The organism is Mesorhizobium sp. WSM4845 (genome assembly GCF_055811455.1).
Map to the genome: position 1 here is coordinate 95100 of NZ_JBVVQA010000011.1, position 21797 is coordinate 116896.

17 protein-coding genes are annotated in these 21797 nt (G+C 63.4%); 9 read left to right on the forward strand and 8 right to left on the reverse strand.

Annotated features, from left to right (window positions below; translation table 11 throughout):
- The first annotated feature begins 632 nt into the window (after positions 1–632).
- The gene (locus AC0L2C_RS15080) at positions 633–977 is read left to right on the forward strand and encodes a hypothetical protein (protein ID WP_036263803.1); all 345 of its coding nucleotides are present in this window, start codon (positions 633–635) and stop codon (positions 975–977) included.
- A 10-nt stretch (positions 978–987) separates the two neighbouring features.
- Here the strand turns inward: AC0L2C_RS15080 and ggt are convergent, their stop codons facing one another.
- From ggt to AC0L2C_RS15095, 3 genes are all read right to left on the reverse strand, one after another.
- The gene (gene ggt / locus AC0L2C_RS15085) at positions 988–2721 is read right to left on the reverse strand and encodes a gamma-glutamyltransferase (protein WP_473523728.1); all 1734 of its coding nucleotides are present in this window, start codon (positions 2719–2721) and stop codon (positions 988–990) included.
- A gap of 364 nt (positions 2722–3085) precedes the next feature.
- On the reverse strand, positions 3086–4378 hold the full coding sequence (rhaI, locus tag AC0L2C_RS15090; protein WP_473523729.1) for an L-rhamnose catabolism isomerase: 1293 nt from the start codon (positions 4376–4378) through the stop codon (positions 3086–3088).
- Positions 4379–4557: 179 nt separating this feature from the next.
- On the reverse strand, positions 4558–6660 hold the full coding sequence (locus AC0L2C_RS15095) for a bifunctional rhamnulose-1-phosphate aldolase/short-chain dehydrogenase (protein ID WP_473523730.1): 2103 nt from the start codon (positions 6658–6660) through the stop codon (positions 4558–4560).
- 213 nt (positions 6661–6873) lie between these two features.
- Between AC0L2C_RS15095 and AC0L2C_RS15100 the strand changes: the two genes are divergently transcribed.
- The 7 genes from AC0L2C_RS15100 (at position 6874) to AC0L2C_RS15130 (ending at position 14006) form a co-directional block, all read left to right on the forward strand.
- Entirely contained in the window at positions 6874–7683 is an 810-nt protein-coding gene (locus AC0L2C_RS15100) for a DeoR/GlpR family DNA-binding transcription regulator (protein WP_128177975.1), read from the forward strand.
- A 46-nt stretch (positions 7684–7729) separates the two neighbouring features.
- Entirely contained in the window at positions 7730–8725 is a 996-nt protein-coding gene (gene rhaS / locus AC0L2C_RS15105) for a rhamnose ABC transporter substrate-binding protein (RefSeq protein WP_128177977.1), read from the forward strand.
- Positions 8726–8808: 83 nt separating this feature from the next.
- Complete coding sequence (locus tag AC0L2C_RS15110; RefSeq protein ID WP_128177979.1) at positions 8809–10350, forward strand: sugar ABC transporter ATP-binding protein; 1542 nt, start codon at positions 8809–8811, stop codon at positions 10348–10350.
- The gene (locus tag AC0L2C_RS15115) at positions 10347–11324 is read left to right on the forward strand and encodes an ABC transporter permease (RefSeq protein WP_473523731.1); all 978 of its coding nucleotides are present in this window, start codon (positions 10347–10349) and stop codon (positions 11322–11324) included. The genes AC0L2C_RS15110 and AC0L2C_RS15115 overlap by 4 nt, the downstream gene beginning before the upstream one ends.
- On the forward strand, positions 11321–12322 hold the full coding sequence (locus AC0L2C_RS15120; RefSeq protein WP_023803290.1) for an ABC transporter permease: 1002 nt from the start codon (positions 11321–11323) through the stop codon (positions 12320–12322). Before AC0L2C_RS15115 ends, AC0L2C_RS15120 begins: the two co-directional genes overlap by 4 nt.
- A complete protein-coding gene (rhaM, locus tag AC0L2C_RS15125) occupies positions 12322–12639 on the forward strand; it encodes an L-rhamnose mutarotase (protein WP_473523732.1) in 318 nt (105 codons plus the stop codon). The genes AC0L2C_RS15120 and rhaM overlap by 1 nt, the downstream gene beginning before the upstream one ends.
- Positions 12636–14006 (forward strand): FGGY-family carbohydrate kinase, encoded by a 1371-nt coding sequence (locus AC0L2C_RS15130; protein ID WP_473523733.1) that lies wholly within the window; start codon positions 12636–12638, stop codon positions 14004–14006. The genes rhaM and AC0L2C_RS15130 overlap by 4 nt, the downstream gene beginning before the upstream one ends.
- Here AC0L2C_RS15130 and AC0L2C_RS15135 read toward each other — a convergent pair whose 3' ends face one another.
- The 3 genes from AC0L2C_RS15135 to galE form a co-directional block, all read right to left on the reverse strand.
- Complete coding sequence (locus AC0L2C_RS15135) at positions 14007–15833, reverse strand: alanine racemase (RefSeq protein ID WP_473523734.1); 1827 nt, start codon at positions 15831–15833, stop codon at positions 14007–14009.
- Between the two features lie 74 nt (positions 15834–15907).
- Positions 15908–17158, reverse strand: a complete 1251-nt coding sequence (locus AC0L2C_RS15140) for a D-amino acid dehydrogenase (protein ID WP_128169122.1) — start codon at positions 17156–17158, stop codon at positions 15908–15910.
- Between the two features lie 113 nt (positions 17159–17271).
- Positions 17272–18267: a UDP-glucose 4-epimerase GalE gene (galE, locus tag AC0L2C_RS15145; RefSeq protein ID WP_128169123.1), complete on the reverse strand. Its 996-nt coding sequence runs from the start codon at positions 18265–18267 to the stop codon at positions 17272–17274.
- Positions 18268–18548: 281 nt separating this feature from the next.
- Here galE and hemA point away from each other — a divergent pair, with 281 nt between their 5' ends.
- Positions 18549–19826 carry a 5-aminolevulinate synthase gene (gene hemA / locus AC0L2C_RS15150; protein ID WP_077376755.1) on the forward strand — a complete coding sequence of 426 codons (1278 nt, stop codon included), beginning with the start codon at positions 18549–18551 and terminating at the stop codon, positions 19824–19826.
- Positions 19827–19951: 125 nt separating this feature from the next.
- On the opposite strand, the gene AC0L2C_RS15155 is transcribed toward hemA, so the two are convergent.
- Positions 19952–21118 (reverse strand): pyridoxal phosphate-dependent aminotransferase, encoded by a 1167-nt coding sequence (locus AC0L2C_RS15155; RefSeq protein ID WP_473523735.1) that lies wholly within the window; start codon positions 21116–21118, stop codon positions 19952–19954.
- A gap of 112 nt (positions 21119–21230) precedes the next feature.
- Positions 21231–21653, reverse strand: coding sequence for a large conductance mechanosensitive channel protein MscL (gene mscL, locus AC0L2C_RS15160; RefSeq protein ID WP_023803298.1), 423 nt, complete (start codon positions 21651–21653; stop codon positions 21231–21233).
- Between the last annotated feature and the right edge of the window lie 144 nt (positions 21654–21797).

Sequence of the window (21797 nt, forward strand, 5' to 3'; positions counted from 1 at the left end):
CGGCATTGCTTACTGTGCAATTCAGGTGCCAGACGGGTTGACCGATAATGGGACACCGCACCGGGAAAGCGCGAACCATCTTCCGCGATCACACCACTGCCATACCGCACCATTCCTTGCTATGTTTGCTCGCGGCGGACCTGATTTCCGCTTGGCCGGCGCCCATCAGGCAATCTACCCCAACGCCCCCCCAAAGTGGCGCCGGCCACTCTTCACCACCTCTTCGCCGCCGGCCCAATCTTGGCCAACGGCCCAATCTTCGCCACCGGCAACTTCAGGCGCGGTCAAGCCGAAGCCAGGACAGCGGTTCTTAATCCGCCTCCAGAGCGGCGGCCCTTCACGACAAAACGCCCTGACTGGCGATTCCAGTGCGACAGATCGCCTGGAACGGCAGCACGATCCGACCTGAAGCGCGTCGCGTTTGACCGGCGACGCGCTTCAGGTTGTTGTTTTTTTGCATGTCGTTACCGCAAAACCGCTGCACACTTTTGCGCGACATGCATTAAATCCAAAAAGACGGTAGCAAGCCGCGGCCAGAAAGTGTTGAAGACCGTGCCGATGGCATTGAACGCGTCGCGATCCGGTTGCACTCGGCAAGGCTTGATGATTTGTTGCCGCTTCAAGGAGAATGAATGATGCACGAGCCTGCCGGTCAAGACGAATATGGGTCGGCCAGCCCCTTCGACCCGGACGACCTGACGACGTTGAACGTGATGGGTCCGGGTGTGGCCAGCAACGATTTCGAGAAATACGCGGTCGCCGTGATCATCGTGTTCGGCGCCCTCATCATTGGCGGCTTGATGGCCGCAAACCTTGCCCTGGGGCACCGTAACGGCTTCCTGTACGCGCTTGGCGGCGCCACCGCGGCGTGGATATCGGGAAATGCGCTGCTGCTCGATCGGCCGCGTATCTATGCCTTGTTCGTCGGCATCGCGGCGGTGATGCTGATTGCGTCCACCATAACGCTGGTCATCTGACCGAAAGAAATTAATATCCGATCGCCTCGCCGGACGCGGCGCGGCTGTCGATGGCGCCATTGTAGCGGGCGCCGCCGCCCTTTTCGATCTCGGCCAGGCTCTTGCCGCCGACCAGGATACCGGCCGCCTGACCCCAGGTCGCATCGGTGACGTCGATGCGGTAGCCCATCCCGGCAAGCAGTTTTTCGGTATCGGGCGACAGGCCGAACGGTTCGACATAGACCGTGTCGGGCAGCCATTGGTGATGGATGCGCGGCGCGTCGATCGCCTCCTGGATGTTCATGCCGTGATCGACGACATTGACGATCGCTGCCAGCGTGATGGTGATGATGCGCGAGCCGCCTGGGCTGCCGATGACCATGAACGGCTTGCCGTCCTTGGCGACGATGGTCGGGCTCATCGACGACAGTGGCGTCTTCCTCGGGGCGATCGCATTCGCCTCGCCCTGGACGAGGCCGTAGAGATTGGGCACGCCCGGTTTCTGGGTGAAATCGTCCATCTCGTTGTTGAGCAGGATGCCGGTGCCGTCGGCGACGACGGCGGCGCCGAACGAGCCGTTCAGCGTGTAGGTCACCGCGACGGCGTTGCCGTCATTGTCGACGATCGAATAATGCGTCGTCTCATGGCTCTCGCCAAAACCCTTCGGCATCAGATCCTGCGACACGCCGGCCCGGAACGGATCGATCTTTTCGCGGATTTCTTTCGCATAGTTCTTGTCGAGCAGCTTTTCGACCGGATTGTCGACGAAGTCGGGATCGCCGAGCGCCGAATTGCGGTCGACATAGGCGTGACGCATCGCCTCGACCATGACTTTGATGGTTTCGGCAGAACCCGCGCCGAGATAGGACAGCGGGTAGAATTCCAGCACGTTGAGTATCTCGCAAATGATGACGCCGCCCGAGCTCGGCGGCGGCGAGGAGGTGATCTCATAGCCGCGGTAATTGCAGGTCACCGGCTCGAGCTCGCGGACCGCGTAGGTCTCGAAATCCGCCTTGGCCAGAATGCCGCCCTTCTGCGCGCTCGCCTTGACGATGCCGTCGGCGATCGGTCCTTTGTAGAAGGCATCACGACCTCGTTCTGAGATGGCCGAGAGCGAGGCGGCGAGATCGGCCTGGACAAGGCGCTCTCCGACGGCATAGGGCTTGCCGTCAGGCTTCAGGAAGATGGCGGCCGCGGCCGGGTCCTTGGCCAGCCGCGCGGCGCCGCCTTCGAGGGAGGGGACATCGCCCTGCTCCAGCACAAAACCATCCCTGGCATAGCGGATGGCCGGCACCATCAAGTCCTGCCGCGTCAGCGTGCCGTATTTTTCCCGTGCGGTCTCGAAGCCTGCCACCGAGCCCGGCACGCCGACAGCGAGATAGCCGTCGAGGCTGGCGCCTTTCACCGGCTTGCCGTCCTTGTCGAGATACATGGTTTTCGTCGAGGCGAGCGGCGCGCGCTCGCGGAAATCGAGAAACGTCGAGCGGCCGTCCTTGAAGCGGATGGTCATGAAGCCGCCACCGCCGATATTGCCGGCGTTTGGATAGACCACAGCCAGTGCGTAGCCGACGGCGACTGCGGCATCGACGGCGTTGCCGCCCTTCTTCAGCACCTCGACGCCGACTTCAGACGCCAGATGCTGGGCGGTCACCACCATGCCATGCTCGCCCTTCGCCGGCTGCGGCGAGGCGGCCAATGCGGCCGCCAGCGGCGCAAAGGTCAAGGTGAGGGAAAGACTGAGTGCGATTAGGGTGCGGCGGTGCATGGCCGTTCTCCGGGGCGTGGGATGCGCCTAGAAAAGCCGTTTGGAGAGGTTGAGTCTACTGACAATAAAGAAGATTTCGGCGGGCTTGCACGCCTGCGCCGGTTCGGTTCGTAACCACCGTTGCGATCTTCGGCTGATGTAACGGCATGGATCCTAGGGTCTCCGCTACGTCGCTTCGCTCCTGCTCCGCCCTAGGATGACGAAGGCGTGTTGGCTTGTAGCTAATCGCAGATGGCGGAGATTTGGCAGTTGCGTCGCAGCGTAGGTAGGCTGATGACAAGCGAAGGCTTTCGAAATTAGCCGACGCCTCTCTCGCATCGCGCCGCAACCCGCCTCAGGCGGGTTTTTTTGTTTCAGGCCGACATCAAACAATCCCACCGCCGCCGCCGGCAACCGCCGGCCGTTCCGCCGCGACCTTGGCTCGGTAGCCGGCGGCGCGATAGGTGGCGACCGGATCGATGGCGCCGCCCGTGTTCAGCCGCGCCATGGCGAGGATCGGCTCGACATCGGTGCGATAGGCGGACTTCAGCGTCTGCGTCGCCATCAGCGCGTCGTTGACATCCTGATAGCCTTCCAGCGCCTGGCGATCGACCAGCAGCGCCTGCGCATAGGCGCGCTGCACCTCGACCGCTGACAACATCAGGCTTTCGATCGGGTCGGTGACATTGTGGCTCTGGTCGAGCATGTGAGCCGGATCAAAACCTTCGGCACCGGCAAGCTCGGCATCGACCAGCTCGTTAAAGACGAGGAACAGCCGGTAGGGATCGATCGAGCCGGCGTCGAGATCGTCGTCGCCATATTTCGAATCGTTGAAATGGAAGCCGCCGAGTTTCTTGAACTGGATCAGCCGCGACACGATCATCTCGATGTTGACGTTGGGCGCATGATGGCCGAGGTCGACCAGGCAGAACGCCTTGTCGCCGAGCTCTTTGGCGATGATGTAGTTGGTGCCCCAATCCTGCACGACCGTCGAATAGAAGGCCGGCTCGTACATTTTGTGCTCGGTGAACAGCTTCCAGTCGTCCGGCAGCTTGGCGTAGATCTCCTTCATTGCGTCGAGATAGCGCTCGAACGCCTTTGCGAATTTGACCTGGCCGGGGAAATTCGAGCCGTCGCCGATCCACACCGTCAGTGCCTTGGAGCCCAGCGTCTTGCCGATCTCGATGCATTCGAGATTGTGCTCGACGGCCTGCCGGCGGGTGCCGGCGTCGGCATGCGACAGCGAGCCGAACTTGTAGGACAGTTTTTGATCACTGGCGTCGGAGAAGGTATTGGAGTTCATGGCGTCGAAGCCGAGGCCGAAGCGCGAGGCCGCCTGCTTCAGCCGGTCCGGGTCGGCCTTGTCCCACGGAATGTGCAGCGAGACGGTGGGTGTCGCCCGCGTCAACTGCCGGATCACGGCGCAATCCTCGATCTTGTCGAAGATATCGCGCGGCTCGCCGGCGCCGGGAAAGCGGGCAAAGCGGGTGCCACCGGTGCCGACGCCCCAGGACGGGATCGCCACGGCGAATTTTTCGACCTTGTCGCGGATGGCGTCGACGGCGATGCCGCGGCGGTCGAGGCGTTCGCCGAGCGCATCGTAATCGCGCTTGAGCTCGGCCGCGCGCGCGAGATTGTCCTTGTCGACGATGTCGGCTGAGATGATGGTTTCGGACATGGTGCTTCCTCCCAAATGCGTTCGGTTGGCGCTGCCCCTCATCCGCCTGCCGGCACCTTCTCCCCGTATAGCGACGGGGAGAAGGACAAGCGTGTCCGGCATTGGCGACCCCCTCTCCCCGTTGTTCGCGGGGAGAGGGTAAAGGGTGAGGGGCAGCGCCACCCTCAAAAAATGATCGCCTAGCGCGTAAAACTCTGGGCGTTGCCGGCGTCGACATTGACGATGTTGCCGGTCGACTTGGCCGACATGTCGGAGGCGAAGAAATAGATCGCCTCGGCGATGTCTTCGGGGAACACCGAACGCTTCAGCATCGAGCGTGAGCGGTAGTGTTCCTCAAGGTCGTCAGTCGACATCTTGTAGGCGGCGGCGCGCTGTTCCTTCCATTCGCCGGTCCAGATCTTCGAGCCGCGCAGCACGGCGTCGGGATTGACGACATTGACCCTGATCTGGGCCTCGGCGCCTTCCAGCGCCAGGCAGCGCGCCAGATGGATTTCGGCGGCCTTGGCCGTGCAATAGGCGGCGGCATTGGGCGATGCGGCAAGCCCGTTCTTGGAGGCGACGAAGACGACATTGCCGCCGATCTTCTGCGCCCGAAACAGCCTGAATGCTTCGCGCGACGCGAGGAAATAGCCGGTCGACAAGATGTCCATGTTCTTGTTCCACAGCGCCAGCGTCGTCTCCTCGATCGGCGCCGAGGTTGCCAGGCCGGCATTCGACACCAGGATGTCGATGCCGCCGAACTCGACCGCCGTCTCGGCGAAACCGGAGATCACCTGGTCCTCTGACGTGACGTCGATCACCACCGGCCGCACGAAATCCTTGCCATGGGCCTTGGCCAATTCGTCATTGGCGCTGGCAAGGGCGGTCTCGTCGATGTCGGCCAGCACGACGCAGGCGCCCTCGCGCAGCAGCCGGTTGGCCGTCGCCCGGCCGATGCCGCCGGCGCCGCCGGTGACCAGCGCGATCTGGCCGGCAAGCGCTTTCGGCTTGGGCAGGCGCTGCAGCTTCGCCTCTTCGAGCAGCCAGTATTCGATGTCGAAGGCTTCCTGCTCGGGCAGGCCGACATAGGTCGACACTGTCGAGGCACCGCGCATGACATTGATGGCATTGACGTAGAATTCGCCCGAAATGCGCGCCGTCGCCTTGTCGCCGGCGAAGGTGAACATGCCGACGCCGGGCATCAGATAGACCACGGCGTTCGGATCACGCACCGGCGGCGAATCCGCATGCTCGCACCTGTCATAATAGGCCTGGTAGCCAACGCGATACTCCGCCAAATCGTCGGCGAGGCGGGCGATGAGGGCGTCGACATCGGGATTTTTGGGATCGAATTCGATGACCAGCGGCCGGATCTTGGTGCGCAGGAAATGATCCGGGCAGGAGGTGCCGAGCGCCGCCAGCCGGCGCAAATCCTTCGAATTGACGAATTCGAGCACGGCCGGCGAATCGTCGAAATGGCCGAGCTTGTGACTGTTCTCCGAAATCAGGCCGCGGATCCTCGGCATCAGCCTTGCCGCCACGGCGCGACGCGCCGGCGCGTCGAGCGATTTGACGACTTCGCCGCCGAAGATCGGCTTGCCTTCAGACTTGCGCTCGAACCAGTCGATCGCCTGGTTGATCACCGAGATCGTCGTCTCGTAGCATTCCTTTGGAGTGTCGCCCCAGGTGAACAGGCCATGGCTTGCCAGCACAACGCCCTTGGCCTCGGGGTTTTCGGAGCAGAATTTTTCCAGCCACAGGCCGAGCTCGAAGCCCGGACGCTTCCATGGCAGCCAGCCGATCGCGTCGCCGAAGATCTCCCTGGTCAGCGCTTGCGAATCCTTGGCGGCGGCAATCGCGATGATGGCGTCGGGATGCATGTGGTCGACATGCGGCTTCGGCACGAAGGCGTGCAGCGGCGTGTCGATCGAGGCCGCGCGTGGGTTAAGATTGAAGGTGCAATGGGGCAGATAGCCGACCATCTCGTCCTCATGCTCGAGGCCGCGATAGAGACCCTTCAGCGCGCGCAACTTGTCCATGTAGAGGGTGGCGAAACCGTCGAGCTTGATCGAGGCGCTGTCGCCGCCCGAGCCCTTCACCCACAGCACTTCCACGCTTTCGCCGGTGAGTGGATCCTTTTGCCATATCTTGGAAGAGGTGTTGCCGCCGCCATAGTTGGTGACGCGCTTGTCGAAGCCAAGAACATTCGAGCGATAGACGAGACGTTCCGGCTCGCTCATTCCCAGGGCTGTCGCCTCATCCCAAAGATTGGTGAGGCGCGTGCCGGAGCGCTTGTCAAGCATAGGTAATCCTCCCGTGACGTGAGACGCGCAAACGGTGCGGTCAATTGCGACCGCATAGCGGGTCAGCTTCGGTCGAATGTCCACGGAAGCAGCGGCATTGTCAATCACAAACGATCAAGATTGATCATATTGCACTGCACAATGGAATTATATGATCGGAAATGATTGACACTGCGCGTTTTGGGTGCCTAGATGCTGAGGCAGGGAGGAACCATGCACGAGAAAGAGCGCCACAGGATCATTTTGTCCGCCGTCCAGGAAAAGCCTGTGGTGACGGTGCAGGAGATGGTCGACCTGACGGATTCATCCGAGGCGACGATCCGGCGCGACATCGCCGCACTGCATGTGCAAAAGCGCCTGCGCCGGGTGCGTGGCGGCGCCGAGGCGATCACCCCGCCGCAATTCATCGGCCTTGCCGGCCGGCCTTTTTCCGTCAACGAGACGATCAACGCTGTGCAGAAGCGGGCGATCGCGCGGGACGCCGTGGAACTGTGCAATGACGGCGAGCCGATCATCATCAATGGCGGCACCACCACCTTCCAGATGGTGCATTTCCTGACCGGCCGCCGCATGCCGATCTTCACCAATTCCTTTCCGATCGCCGAGCACCTGCTCAAGCACTCCAAGAACACGGTGATGCTGTCGGGCGGCACCATCTACCGCGAGCAGAACATCATCCTGTCGCCCTTCGACAATGACGTGACGCGCAATTTCTATGCCCGCCGCATGTTCATGGGCGCGCAAGGGCTCGGGCCACTCGGCCTGATGGAAGGCGATCCGCTGCTGATCCAGGCCGAGCAGAAACTGATCGATCAGGCCGACGAACTGGTGGTGCTGGTCGACTCGTCAAAATTCCGCAAACGCTCGAGCCTGATCCTGTGCGGCCTGTCGCGCATTGCCACGGTCATCACCGACGACGGCATCGAGGATCGCGAGGCCAAGATGTTGGAGGCCGCCGGTGTGACGCTGGTCGTCGCCCGCACAACGGCAGGCAATAAGGAAGAATCTTCGCTGCAGGCCTGAGGGTTCGCAGCGGCGATGGAATGCAACGCTCAAGGGAGGATATTCGATGAGCTTTCTGAAGAAATTGATGGTTACGGCGGCGTTCTCCGCCGCCATCTTCGTGAATGCGGCCTATGCCGAGAACGTCAAGATCGCGCTGGTGGTGAAGTCGCTCGGCAACGGCTTCTTCGATGCCGCCAACAAGGGCGCCGAAGAGGCGGCCAAGGAACTCGGCGGTGTCGATATCATCTACACCGGCCCGACCAAGGCGACCGCCGAAGCGCAGATCGAGGTGATCAATTCGCTGATCGCCCAAAAGGTCAACGCGATCGCCATTTCGGCCAATGACGCCGACGCGCTGGTGCCGGCGCTGAAGAAGGCGATGGATCGCGGCATCACCGTCATCTCGTGGGATTCCGGCGTCGCTCCGGAAGGCCGCCAGCTCCACCTCAACCCCTCGGACACCAACCTGATCGGCGAGACCATCATCAAGCTTGCCGCCGACTATCTGCCGGAAGGCGGCGATGTCGCCATACTGTCGGCTTCGTCGACCGCGACCAACCAGAACGCCTGGATCGAAGCGGCCAAGAAGGTGCTGCCGGAGAAATTCCCCAAGATCAATCTCGTCGCCACCGTCTATGGCGACGACGACTCGGCCAAGAGCACGGACGAGGCCAAGGGCCTGCTGAAATCCTATCCGAACCTCAAGGCGATCATCGCACCGACCACCGTCGGCGTCGTGGCCGCCGCCCAGGTGGTGACCGACCAGGGCCTGATCGGCAAGGTCAATGTCACCGGCCTGGCGCTGCCGTCGGAGTTCAAGAAGTTCATCGACAACGGCGCCAGCCAGGCTGTCGCACTGTGGAACCCGATCGATCTCGGCTACTCGGCCGTCTACCTCGCCCATGATCTGGCGGTGAAGAAGGAAGAAGCCAAGCCGGGTGCGACGCTGTCGATCGGCCGTGTCGGCAAGGTCACCCTCGACGACACCAACTCGGCCGCGATGGCTCCGCCCTTCAAGTTCGACAAGTCGAACATCGAAGAGTTCTCCAAGATCTATTGATCCTGGAGCCCTTCAAGCCGGCGCGGCGGAGCTCAAGTTCCGCCGCGTCCTCAAACGGACCTGCTTAAGGGCTTGATACGACTATGGACACGACAGCCCAACTCGACCCGACCACTGAGCAGCCTTTGGCTGCGGCTCCGCGCCTGACCCTGGCCGGCATCTCGAAGAGTTTTCCCGGCGTGCGCGCGCTGCATGATGTCAGCCTGTCGCTCTACCCAGGCCAGGTGACCGCGCTGATCGGCGAGAACGGCGCCGGCAAGTCGACGCTGGTCAAGATCATGACAGGCATCTATCAGCCTGATACAGGCACGATCAGCATCGATGGCCAGGCCGTGACCTTGCCCAGCGCGCATGCCGCCTTCGGGCACGGCATCACAGCCATCCACCAGGAAACCGTGCTGTTCGACGACCTGACGGTGGCCGAGAACATCTTTCTCGGCCATGCGCCGCGATCGCGCCTCGGCACCATCGACTGGCGCACCATGCGCAAGAATGCCCGTGAAGTACTGAACACCATGGGTGCCGGCCACATCGACGCCGATGCGCGGCTGAAGGATCTCGGCATCGCCAACAAGCACCTCGTCGCAGTCGCCCGCGCCATGTCGATCGACGCCCAGATCGTCATTATGGACGAGCCGACCGCAGCGCTGTCGCTGAAGGAGATCGAGGAGCTGTTTTTGCTGGTCGAGTTCCTGAAGAGCGAAGGCAAGGCGATCCTGTTCATCAGCCACAAGTTCGACGAGATCTATCGCATCGCCGACCGTTACACGGTGTTCCGCGACGGCGAGATGGTCGGCGAAGGCCTGATCAGGGATGCCGGCCAGAGCCAGATCGTGCGCATGATGGTCGGCCGCGCCGTCGATCACATCTTTCCGCAACGCAAGGCCGAGATCGGCGCGCCGGTGCTTGCCGTCTCCGGCCTGTCGCACCCGACCGAGTTCGACGACATCGGCTTCGAGCTGCACAGAGGCGAGATCCTCGGCTTCTACGGCCTTGTCGGCGCCGGCCGCAGCGAGGTGATGCAGGCGATATCAGGCATCACCCGCACCAGCAGCGGCACCATCACGCTGGAAGGCAAGGCGATCATGCCGAAATCGGCGGCGGATTCGATCGACGCCGGCATCGTCTACGTGCCGGAAGAACGCGGCAAGCAAGGCGTGGTGATCGGCCTGCCGATCTTCCAGAATATCTCGCTGCCCTCGCTCAAGCGCACATCCAAGTCAGGTGTGTTGCAGCTGGCCGAAGAGTTCGCGCTGGCCCGTTCCTATACCGAGCGGCTCGATCTGCGCGCCGCTTCGCTCAGCCAGGACGTCGGCACTTTGTCGGGCGGCAACCAGCAGAAGATCGTCATCGCCAAATGGCTGGCGACCGCGCCCAAGGTGATCATCCTCGACGAGCCGACCAAAGGCATCGACATCGGCTCGAAAGCCGCCGTGCACGGCTTCATGGCCGAGCTGGTCGCTCAAGGGTTGTCGGTGATCATGGTGTCGTCCGAACTGCCCGAGATCCTCGGCATGTCCGACCGGGTCATCGTCATGCGCGAGGGCCGCATCGCCTCGATCTATGACAACAAGGGGCTCGACGCCGAAACGCTGGTCAAGACGGCAGCAGGGATTGTGGCATGAAGGTTTTGCTCAAATATCGCGAAGTCTGGCTGCTCGCGGCAATCGTCGTGGTGATCGGGCTGATCTCGATGCGCTTTCCGGGCTTTGCTGCCTTCGGCAATCTGCGCCAGGTGTTCAACGACACCTCGATCCTGATGATCCTGGCGCTGGGGCAGATGGTGGTGATCCTGACCCGCTCGATCGACCTGTCGATGGCGTCGAACCTGTGCTTCACCGGCATGGTGGTGGCGATGCTGAACGCCGCGCATCCGGCAATCCCGATCCCGCTGCTGATCGTCATCGCACTTCTGGTCGGCCTGGTGCTCGGCGCGATCAACGGCCTGCTGGTATGGCGGCTGAACATTCCCTCGATCGTGGTGACGCTCGGCACGCTCACCATCTATCGCGGCGCCACCTTCGTCATTTCAGGCGGCGCCTGGGTCAATGCCGATCAGATGAGCCCTGATTTCATCGGCCTGCAGCGCGCGGCCTCTCTCGGCATTCCAGTGCTGTCGTGGATCGCCATACTGGTCATCGCCTTGTTCTTCCTGTTGATGACGCGCACCGCGCTCGGCCGCTCGATCTATGCCATCGGCGTCAATCCGACAGCATCGATCTACGCCGGCATCGATGTCGGCCGCACCAAGTTCATTGTCTTCTGCATCTCGGGGATGGCCGCCGGTCTGTGCGGCTATCTCTGGATCTCACGCTATGTCATCGCCTCGGTCGAGGTCGCCAATGGCTACGAGCTCAACATCATCGCCGCCTGCGTCATCGGCGGCATCTCGATCGCCGGCGGCATCGGCTCGGTCGGCGGCGCAGTGCTTGGTGCGCTGTTCCTCGGCATCATCTCCAACGCGCTGCCGGTCATCAACATCTCGCCGTTCTGGCAGATGGCGATTTCGGGCAGCGCCATCATCCTGGCCGTGGTGCTCAACGCGCGCGGCGAACGCCGGCAAGGCCGCATTATTCTCAAGAAGGCGGAAGCGGCATGACCGACACCCCAGCCCCGCGCCACATTCCCGACCGGCTCGACACGCCGCTCAACTCGGCGATCTTCTCGTGGGAGGCGCTGCTGGTCGCGGTGGCGGTCGCCATCTTTGCCGTCAACAGCTTCGCCTCGCCCTATTTCCTCGACGCGTGGTCGCTGTCGGACCTGACCTTCAACTTCACCGAGAAGGCGCTGATCGCGCTCGCCATGGCGCTGCTGATCATTTCCGGAGAGATCGACCTGTCGGTCGCCGCCATCATTGCGCTGGCCTCGACGATGATGGGCATGGCGGTGCAGGCCGGCGCCGGCACGCCGGTGCTGGTGGCGATCGGCATCCTGGTCGGGCTCGGCTGCGGCGCCTTCAACGGGCTGCTCGTCACCAGGCTCGGCCTGCCGTCGATCGTCGTCACCATCGGCACGATGAGCCTGTTTCGCGGCATCGCCTTCATCGTCCTCGGCGACCAGGCCTACAAAGGCTATCCCTCCAGCTTCGCCTTCTTCGGCCAGGGCTATGTCTGGTGGGTGGTGTCGTTCGAGCTGACGCTGTTCCTCGTCGCGGCGGTCATCTACTGGTTCCTTCTGCACCGGACCAGCTTCGGCCGCCGCGTCTTCGCCATCGGCAACAACCCGGTCGCGGCACAGTTTTCCGGCGTGCGTGTCGGCCGCATCAAGTTCATCCTGTTCTGCCTGACCGGGCTGATGGCGGGCATCGCCTCGGTGCTGATCACCTCGCGGCTCGGCTCGACCCGGCCATCGATCGCGCAAGGCTATGAATTGGAGGTTATCACCATGGTGGTGCTGGGTGGCGTCAGCATCCTGGGCGGCGCCGGCAGCATTTTGGGCGTGGTGCTCGCCGCCTTCATCATGGGGCTGGTGACTTTCGGCCTGGGGCTGCTCAATGTGCCCGGCATAGTCATGTCGATCTTCATCGGCCTGCTGCTGATCATCGTCATCGCGCTGCCCATCGTCTGGCGGCGGGTGCGGCGGGAGCGTTTTACCTGATGGCCGAGAAATACGCGTTCAAGATGAAGCTCAATCCCGGCATGAAGGCCGAATACAAAAGGCGTCATGACGACATCTGGCCGTCGCTGGTCGCACTGCTGAAACAGGCCGGCGTTTCCGACTATTCGATCCATCTCGACGATGAGACCAACACCTTGTTCGGCGTGCTGTGGCGGCGCGACGGCCACGGCATGGACGAATTGCCGAAGCACAAGGTGATGCAGCGCTGGTGGGCTGAAATGGCCAACATCATGGAGACCGGGCCTGATAACGAGCCGGTGGCGGTGCCGCTGGAAACAATGTTCCATATGGAATGACCCGCCACGTCGCCGTCATCGATATCGGCAAGACCAACGCCAAGGTGGCGCTGGTCGATCTCGCCGATCTGCGCGAAGTTGCGCTGCGCCGCATGGCGAACGCGCCTGTCCTTGACGGTCCCTACCCGCACCACGATGTTGAGCTTCTGTGGTCGTTCATCCTCGACAGCCTCGCCGAGATCAATCGCGAACAGCGCATCGACGCGATATCGATCACCACCCACGGCGCGACGGGCGTGCTGGTGGACACTGCCGGCGAGTTGGCGCTGCCGGTGCTCGACTATGAATTTGCCGGGCCCGACACCCTTGCCGAGGACTATGACACGAAGCGTCCGGCCTTCGCCGAGACGGGCACGCCGCGCCTGCCGGTCGGCCTCAATCTCGGCGCGCAGCTGTTCTGGCAGCAGAAGCGCTTCCCGGCGGAGTTCGCCAAGGCCGCCGCGATGCTGATGTACCCGCAATACTGGGCCTTGCGCCTGACCACCGTCGCCGCCAACGAAGTGACTTCGCTTGGCTGCCACACCGATCTGTGGAACCCGTGGAAGGCCGATTTTTCGTCGCTGGTCGACAAGATGCAATGGCGTCATCTGATGGCGCCGGTGCGGCCGGCGAAAGATCGCCTTGGCCCGATCCTGCCCGCGCTTGCGATACGGACCGGGCTTGATCCGCAAACGCCGGTGTTTTGCGGCTTGCACGATTCCAACGCCTCGCTGCTGCCGCATCTCCTGTCCGATACGCCGCCGTTCTCGGTCGTCTCGACCGGCACCTGGGTGGTGTCGATGGCGGTTGGCGGCAACAAGATCGCGCTCGACCCGGCCCGCGACACGCTCGTCAACGTCAACGCGCTCGGTGATCCGGTGCCGTCGGCGCGTTTCATGGGCGGCCGTGAGTTTTCGCTGCTGACGGAAGGCCAATCGGAAGACTGGACCAAAGAGGATATCGCCACAGCGCTCGCGCGGAAGACGTCCCTGCTGCCTTCGACCCAACAGGGTTCGGGGCCGTTCCCGCATCACAGGGCAGCATGGCTCGACGCAGACGGCATCAACGGCGGCCAGCGCTTTGCCGCCATCTCTTTCTACCTGGCGCTGATGACCGCGACCTGCCTCGACCTGATCGACGCCGGCGGCCCGACGACCGTCGAGGGGCCGTTCGCCCGCAACCGGCTTTTCACGCGCATGCTCGCTGCAGCCACCGCACGTGCCGTCATCGCGTCGGAGGCCGCAACCGGCACCAGCATCGGCGCCGCCCTGTTGGCGTTGGACCAAGGAACGGTACAAGGCGCCGGCGAAAGGTTCGAACCGCCGGTCGACCCGGCCTGGGCGGATTACGCACGTTCATGGCGCGCGGCGGTCGACGCACAGGGCTGATCACAAAATCCGCTTGCCAAACGCCGACGTGACGAAATTGACCGTTTCCGCCGCCAATCGCGGTTCCAGAGCTGATGTCAGGCCGGAAACGTCCATCGACAACAGCCCGCCGGACAACGCGATCGCCTCCATGGCCTGATGCGTTTCGCGCACCGTGATGCCGCCGGAGCCTGCCGCCCAGCCGGCGAATTCGGTCACCTCAGGCGTATAGCTGACATGAAAGCCTTGCGTGCCGGAGCTGGCGATGCGGATCGCCTCGTGCATCACGTCGCGCATGCCCATGGCGTCGATGTCGGTCATGGTGAAAGCGCAGACGCGCGAATCCTTCAGCACCCGGGCCTCGGCCGGATCTGCATGGCGCAAACCGACAATGACGACGTTTTCCGGCGACAGTTGTGGCTGCAGCGCGCCGGGCTTGTGATCGAGGCCGAGCGCCCGCGCCAGCACCGAAGCTTCCGGCAGGTCGATGCCGTCTTCGTCCTCGGGCATCAGCGCGGCGATGGAATCGATCCAGATCAGGCCAAACGAGTGCGTCGCCCGCGCGGTCGCCGTCAGCGCCGTGTGGGCGATGCGCCGGTCGCTGCCGGCGGTGAGCCGGACCAGGCCGGACGGCGGCCGCTCGATATCGGCCAGTTCGACGACATCGAAATTCATCGCCTCCAGCCGGGCGCCGGTCGCCTCCCTGGCCAGGATGCCGGCCGCCGCCGGTTCGGCAGATATCGACACCATCTTGCGGCCGGAGAAATCCTCGACATCGTGCATTGGCGCCTTTTCGACATATTCCGAGGTCATTGCCAGCAGCATGGCGCCATAGCTCATGCGGAAGGCGACACGATCGCCGACGGCGGGTGGCGGCTCGGCATCGGTCACGTCGAGAAGCAGATGGTCGCTGGAGGCGCCAAGCACCCGCACGCCCTTGGCAATCGGCGTCAAACCTTCGATCAAGACATCCTCGCGGCCGATATTGGCGATGGCGCGCAACCGGTCGCCATCGTCGGCAAACACCGGCTGGTTGCCGAAAGCGTCGTAGCCGGATTGGCCGATCGGCCGCGACGGCTTCAGCTTGACCTCGATGATGTCGCTGGTCAGCCGGCAGGCATCGGGTTCGAGTTCGGCCCACGGCGTCTCGCGGAAGGTTTCGACGCCACCCTGAAGGATCGCCTCGCCGACCCGCAGATTGTTGATGCCGGCGGGCAGCCTGCCTTCGAGCAGCAGCGTCAGCGACGATGACGCGCCGCCCGAGATCCAGTCGAGCCTTGCGCCGGACAGGCGCTCGGTCTTGTAGGCATGGGCGACGAGCTGTCCGAGATTTTCCTGCGTCGGCATGATGGCGCCGAAGCAGCCGAGATTGGTGCCGATGCCGGCGATGCGCACGCCGCTGAGCGCCAGTATCTGTTCGACCGTCGGAATGAGGTCGTTCGGCCAGATGCCTTCCCTGAGGTCGCCAAGATCGATCATCAGCATGATGTCGTGGACGCGGTCCATACGCTCGGCGATGCGCGATAGTTCGCGGATGGTGGCGAGTTCGGATTGCAGGCTGATGTCGACGGTGCGCACAACCTCCTCGATGCGTGCCATCGGCGGACTGCGCAGCAGCATGATCGGGGCGGTGATGCCGCTGTCGCGCAGCCGGCGGATGTTTTCGAAGCGCGATTCGGCGATGCCGGCGACGCCGCCGCGCAGCATGGCGCGCGCCACCTGCGGCATGCCGCAGGTGCCCTTGGTAACGCCGAATACCCTGATGCCGGACAGGGCGCAGCGGTCGACGATGGTGCGCGCATTGCGCTCGATGCGGCCAAGGTCGATGGCGACTTGCGGTCCCGACATTTTTCTACTCAGAATTTGTGCACGGTATTAGACGCATTTATCTTCCCGGTGCCGACACGACGATTAATTCTCCCTCAATTGACATAGACCAGCCCTTGCGGGTCGATCTCCGGCTTGCGGCCGGCGACCACATCGGCAAGGAATTTTCCCGAGCCGCAGGCCATGGTCCAGCCGACATGGCCGTGGCCGGTGTCGAGGTAGAGATTTCTGTAGCGCGCCCGGCCGATGACCGGCACCGAGTTCGGCATCATCGGCCGCAAGCCGGCCCAGAGCTCGGCCTTGTTCTCGTCGAAGGCGCCTGGGAAAAGCTCCTTGCCGGTCCTGAACATGGCGGCGAAATCGCTCGGCTTGTGGCTGCGATCGAAGCCGGTGAACTCGGCGGTCGAAGCAAGCCGCAGCCGGTTGCCGAGCCTGGAATAGCCGATAAGCTGATCCTCGTCGGCGCCGCCCATGGTCGGCCCTTTGCCCTCGTCCTCCAGCGGCACGGTCGCGGTGTAGCCCTTGACCGGATAGACAGGCAGGTCGATGCCGTAGCGGCGGCCGAGCAGGCCACTCTCCGGCCCCATCGAGATGACCACGGCGTCGGCTGTTATCGGGCCGGCCGAGGTCATCACCGCGCGCACCCGATCGCCTTCGATGTCGAGGCCTTCGACCGTCGTGCCGTAGAGGAACTGGACGCCGAGTTTCTCGGCGGCATAGGCAGCGAGGTTTCGGGTGAATTGGCTGGAGTCGCCGGTCTGGTCGATCGGCGAATAGACGCCGCCGGCTATTCTGTCCCTGGCCCCGGCAAGGCCGGGCTCGATCTCGACCAGCCGGTCGCGGCCGACGATCTCGATCGGCAGACCGTGCTCGGCGAGATAGCGGTAATTGTCGGTGCCGGTATCAAAACTCTGCTGCGAGCGGAAGAAATAGAGAATGCCCTTCTTGCGCTCGTCATAGTGAATGCCGGTGTCGGCCGAGATGGCGTTGATGCAGTCGCGCGAATAAAGCGCCAGGCGCAGCTTGATGTCGGTGTTGGCGCGCAGTCGCGCATGCGTGCATTGGCGCAGGAAGCGCAGACTCCAGGCGAAGAAATAAGGATCGAAGCGCAGCCTCACCTTGATGCCGAGATCGTGGTTGTAGAGCGCGCGCAAAAACGTCCTCAGCGCAGCGGGCGAGGCCCAGGCGGTGGCGTCGCCTGGCGACACCAGGCCCGCATTCGATTGGCTGGTGCCTCGCGCCGCCATCGGATGGCGTTCGATCACGGTCACCTCGTGGCCGTCGCTCGCCAGATAGTAGGCCGCCGCCGTGCCGACGACGCCAGCGCCAAGGACCAATATCTTCATGCCGCCCCCAAAGGATCAGACGCGGCCGAAACGCCTCCACGTTTCAGCCGCGCAGCTCCTTCAATAGCGCTTCCACGCTCGATCTACGAGCCCACGGAGGAAAAACCGGGACTTCAGCTCCGCGCCGAATTCTTGCCGGTCAGGATACGCTCCCAAGCCAGCGCGTCGGCGACGATCCGGTCGAGGTCATCGCGTTGCGGGGTCCAACCGAGCTCGCGGCGCGCCAGCTCCGAATTGGCGACCACCGCCGCCGCGTCGCCCGCACGGCGCTCGCCGATCCGCACGTCGAAATCATGGCCAAAGACGCGGCGCACGCTGTCGATAACTTCGAGCACCGAATAGCCGTGGCTGTAGCCGCAATTGGCGACGAGGCTTGGTCCCCCGGCGCGCAGCCGTTCCAGCGCCAGCCGATGCGCCGCCGCCAGATCGCTGACATGGATGTAGTCGCGCATGCAAGTGCCGTCGGGCGTCGGATAGTCGGTGCCGAACACCTCCATGAAGGGCCGCTTGCCGAGCGCCGTCTCGCAGGCGACCTTGATCAGATGCGTGGCGCCCGGCGTCGACTGGCCGGTGCGGCCCCTCGGATCGGCGCCGGCGACGTTGAAGTAGCGCAACGCCGTATAGCGCAAGCCGTGGGCGATTGCGGCGTCGCGCAGCATCCATTCGCTCATCAGCTTGGACAGGCCATAGGGCGATTCCGGTGCAAGGCGCGCATCCTCGCGCACCGGCTCCAGCCCGGCGCCGCCATAGACGGCGGCGGTCGAGGAAAAGATGAAATTGGGCACGCCTTCGCGCACCGCGGTCTCGATCAGCGTGCGCGTCTTGCAGGTGTTGTTCTCGTAATAGCCGAGCGGGTCGGCGACCGATTCGGGAACCACGATGGAGCCGGCAAAATGGATGATCGCATCCACATGATTGTCGCGGATGACCCCGCCGACCAGCTCCTTGTCGGCGACATCGCCGACGACAAGCTTTGCCTCCGGCGCCACCGCCCATTCGAAGCCGGTCGAAAGCCGGTCGAGGACGACAACGCTCTCGCCCGCGTCCAGCAGTTCCCAGACCATATGGCTGCCGATATAGCCAGCGCCGCCTGTCACCAAAACCGTCATCCGTGTCCTCGCTGCTCAAGATTAATCGGAAGCTGTCTCCACACCCGCCTTACTGGAAAGCCTGCCACTGGGCCATTAGTCCATTTCCATCAGTGCCTGCGGTAACCAGTCTCATCGGCGCATGGCATCGTCCTGAAACAAAATTGATCCACATCAAGGGAATAGGCCATGATCCGTGGCCGTTAGGAACAGGCTTGGGGCGTGGCATTTTGACCAAAAAGGCCAAGTAGACGGCGAATAGGGCAATGATTATGATCCCACGCAAAAATTGGGAAGCCGAAATGAACTATCAGCGGTTCTTCGAAGACGCGATCGACCAGCTCCACGCCGAGCGTCGCTATCGCATCTTCGCCGACCTCGAGCGCATCGTGGGGAACTTCCCACGCGCCATCTGGCGCGCCAACGGCCGCGCCCAGGAAATCACCGTCTGGTGCTCCAACGACTATCTCGGCATGGGCCAGCATCCCGACGTCATCGCCGCGATGCAGAACGCCGCCGGCAAGATGGGATCCGGCGCCGGTGGCACCCGCAACATCTCCGGCACCAGCAATCCGCTGGTCGAGCTCGAACTGGAACTGGCCGACCTGCACGACAAGGAAGCTGCGCTCGTCTTTACCTCCGGCTTCGTCTCCAACGAAGCTTCGATCTCGACCATTGCGCGGCTGCTGCCCAACTGCCTGATCGTCTCGGACGAGTTGAACCACGCCTCGATGATCGAGGGCGTGCGGCGTTCGGGCGCCGAGAAGAAGATCTTCCGCCACAACGACGTTGCGCATCTCGAAAGCCTGCTGCAGGCGGCGGGCCGCGAGCGCGCCAAGTTGATCGTCTTCGAGAGCGTCTATTCGATGGATGGCGATATCGCGCCGATCAAACAGATCGTCGAACTTGCCGAGCGGTACAACGCCATGACCTATATCGACGAGGTGCATGCCGTCGGCATGTACGGACCGCGCGGCGGCGGCATCACCGAGCGCGAAGGGCTGGCCGACCGTATCGACATCATCGAAGGCACGCTGGCCAAGGCGTTCGGCACGCTCGGCGGCTATATCACCGGCACAAGTGCGGTGATCGATGCCGTGCGCTCCTATGCGCCGGGCTTCATCTTCACCACGGCGCTGCCGCCGGCCATTGCCGCCGCGGCGACCACGTCGATCCGCCATCTCAAGCGCTCACAGGCCGAACGCGCCGCGCAGCAGCGCCAGGCGACGCGGACGAAGCAGGTTCTTACCGCCGCGGGCCTGCCGGTGATGGACTCCGCTACCCACATCGTGCCGCTGCTCGTCGGCGATCCCGAACTGTGCAAGATGGCCAGCGACCGCCTGCTCGGCGTCCACGGCATCTACATCCAGCCGATCAACTACCCCACCGTGCCGCGCGGCACCGAACGGCTGCGCATCACCCCGACGCCATTCCATTCGGATCAGCTGATCGCGGCGCTTCAGGACGCGCTGGTCGAGACCTGGGATGCCTTGGGCATCTCTTACGGTTCTGCGGGCCGGCCGGCGGTGAGGGAAAGCGACCGCGTCATTCCGCTGCTGGTGCCGAAGTCCGGCGGCTGAGCTTCCGCTACCTTCGTCTTCCTAGGGCGTAGCAAGGAGCGAAGCGACGCGGCGCAGACCCTAGGATTACGTTGGCCAAGGAGTGCAACGGTTCGCAGCTGTCCGGCTTGGCGCGGACCTCAACCTCACACACTTTTCATCCACTTCGCCAGCCGGTGCGCGGCCTCCTCGAGCTGGTCGAGGCGGCGGTGGAAGCATAGCCTGAGGAAGGCTTCGCCGCCGGGACCGAATGCGGTTCCGGGCGCCAGGCCGACATTGGCGCGGTCGACGATGTCGAAGGCGGCGGCGCGTGAATCGGTGATGCCGTCGACTGCGAAGAACAGATAGAACGCGCCCTGCGGCACGGTAAAGCGTGCCCTGCCGGTCGCAGCTAGGATGCCGCAGACCAGGTCACGCGCCGCCCTCGCCCGCTCCACCTGCTCGACGATGAAGGCGTCGCCTTCGTCGAGCGCGACGACGGCGCCGCGCTGCATGAACTGGGCAACGCCGGAGGTCGAATACTGGACCAGGTTCTCGAACACCTGCTGCAGGCAGGGATGGACCTTGATCCAGCCGACCCGCCAGCCGGTCATCGACCAGTTCTTGGAAAAACTGTTGACGAACAGGATGCGATCCTCGTCGGCCATGATGTCGATGAAGGACGGCGCGCGGCTGTCGCCGTAGTGGAACAGCGAATAGATCTCGTCGGCGATGATCCACAGCCCCCGTTCGCGGGCAAGGTCGAGGATCGCCTGCAGCGTCTGCCTGTCGGCGGTCCAACCGGTCGGGTTGGACGGTGTGTTGACGAACAGCGCCTTTGCCCTTGGCGTGATCGCCGCCTCGATCTTGCCGATGTCACAGGACCAGCCATTGCCGGACTGGTCGAGCGTGACCGCGACCGGGACGGCGCCCGCCACGCCGGCGGCTGCGGCGAAGTTCGGCCAGGCCGGCGACAGATAGACGACCTCGTCGCCATTGCCGGCGATAGCGTCGAGCGCCAGCTGGATGGCATGCATGCCAGAGCCGGTGACGATGAATTCTTGCTCGGCGAAGCTCTTGCCGAAATGCCTGATGTAATAGCGGGCGAGCGCCTGCCGCAGTTCGGGGATGCCTTTCTGCCAGGTATAAAAGGTTTCGCCGCCGGCCAGCGCCCGGGCAGCGGCATCGGTGATGAAGGCGGGCGTCGGCAGGTCGCCCTCGCCGGCCCAGAGCGGGATCATGCCGTCGCGGTCGCGGCCGCGGTTCATGACGGCGACAATGCCGCTTTCGGGCGCGGCCCGGGCCTCGGCGCGCAAATTCTCGATCAGGGTCATGGATGGATCCGTTTTTCGCCTTCCGGACAGCTAGCGTGTTTTGCGACAGGCGAAAATAGAAAACCCCGGCCGAAATCGACCGGGGTTTTGGTCCAGAGATCTTGCCCCTGCGCTATTTCCTGGCGAGGAGATCGCGAATTTCGGTGAGCAGCGCGACATCGGCCGGCGGAGCGGCAGCAGGCGCAACGGGCTTCTCACGCTCCAGCCGCCTGCGCAGATCGTTCACCGCTTTGATCATCAGGAAGATGATGAAGGCGAGGATGATGAAGTTCAGCGCCACGGTGATGAAACTGCCATAGGCGAAGACTGCGCCCTGCCTCTTGGCTTCCGCCAGCGATGTGGCGTTGACCGCTGAGGACAAGGGCAGGAAATAATTGTTGAAGTCGAGTCCGCCGAAAATCGCCCCGATTATCGGCATGATGATGTCGTTGACTAGGGAATCGACGATCTTGCCGAAGGCGGCGCCGATGATGACGCCGACGGCCAGGTCCATGACATTGCCCCTGGAAATGAATTCCTGGAATTCTTTCAGCATCCGACCCTCCTTGTCCTGACGGGCCAGGCCGCCTCCTCTGCCCGCTTCGTTCGGCCCCGCTTCGTTCCCCCCACTGGCACAATAGCAAAAACCTACGGTTGCAGCATCGGCAAAAGACCGGTTCCGGCCAAAATTTCCCGAAGC

Coding starts and splice junctions, on each gene's coding strand:
- AC0L2C_RS15080 (WP_036263803.1), top strand. CDS start 633: ATGATGCACGAGCCTGCCGGTCAAGACGAATATGGGTCGGCCAGCCCC.
- ggt (WP_473523728.1), bottom strand. CDS start 2,721: ATGCACCGCCGCACCCTAATCGCACTCAGTCTTTCCCTCACCTTGACC.
- rhaI (WP_473523729.1), bottom strand. CDS start 4,378: ATGTCCGAAACCATCATCTCAGCCGACATCGTCGACAAGGACAATCTC.
- AC0L2C_RS15095 (WP_473523730.1), bottom strand. CDS start 6,660: ATGCTTGACAAGCGCTCCGGCACGCGCCTCACCAATCTTTGGGATGAG.
- AC0L2C_RS15100 (WP_128177975.1), top strand. CDS start 6,874: ATGCACGAGAAAGAGCGCCACAGGATCATTTTGTCCGCCGTCCAGGAA.
- rhaS (WP_128177977.1), top strand. CDS start 7,730: ATGAGCTTTCTGAAGAAATTGATGGTTACGGCGGCGTTCTCCGCCGCC.
- AC0L2C_RS15110 (WP_128177979.1), top strand. CDS start 8,809: ATGGACACGACAGCCCAACTCGACCCGACCACTGAGCAGCCTTTGGCT.
- AC0L2C_RS15115 (WP_473523731.1), top strand. CDS start 10,347: ATGAAGGTTTTGCTCAAATATCGCGAAGTCTGGCTGCTCGCGGCAATC.
- AC0L2C_RS15120 (WP_023803290.1), top strand. CDS start 11,321: ATGACCGACACCCCAGCCCCGCGCCACATTCCCGACCGGCTCGACACG.
- rhaM (WP_473523732.1), top strand. CDS start 12,322: ATGGCCGAGAAATACGCGTTCAAGATGAAGCTCAATCCCGGCATGAAG.
- AC0L2C_RS15130 (WP_473523733.1), top strand. CDS start 12,636: ATGACCCGCCACGTCGCCGTCATCGATATCGGCAAGACCAACGCCAAG.
- AC0L2C_RS15135 (WP_473523734.1), bottom strand. CDS start 15,833: ATGTCGGGACCGCAAGTCGCCATCGACCTTGGCCGCATCGAGCGCAAT.
- AC0L2C_RS15140 (WP_128169122.1), bottom strand. CDS start 17,158: ATGAAGATATTGGTCCTTGGCGCTGGCGTCGTCGGCACGGCGGCGGCC.
- galE (WP_128169123.1), bottom strand. CDS start 18,267: ATGACGGTTTTGGTGACAGGCGGCGCTGGCTATATCGGCAGCCATATG.
- hemA (WP_077376755.1), top strand. CDS start 18,549: ATGAACTATCAGCGGTTCTTCGAAGACGCGATCGACCAGCTCCACGCC.
- AC0L2C_RS15155 (WP_473523735.1), bottom strand. CDS start 21,118: ATGACCCTGATCGAGAATTTGCGCGCCGAGGCCCGGGCCGCGCCCGAA.
- mscL (WP_023803298.1), bottom strand. CDS start 21,653: ATGCTGAAAGAATTCCAGGAATTCATTTCCAGGGGCAATGTCATGGAC.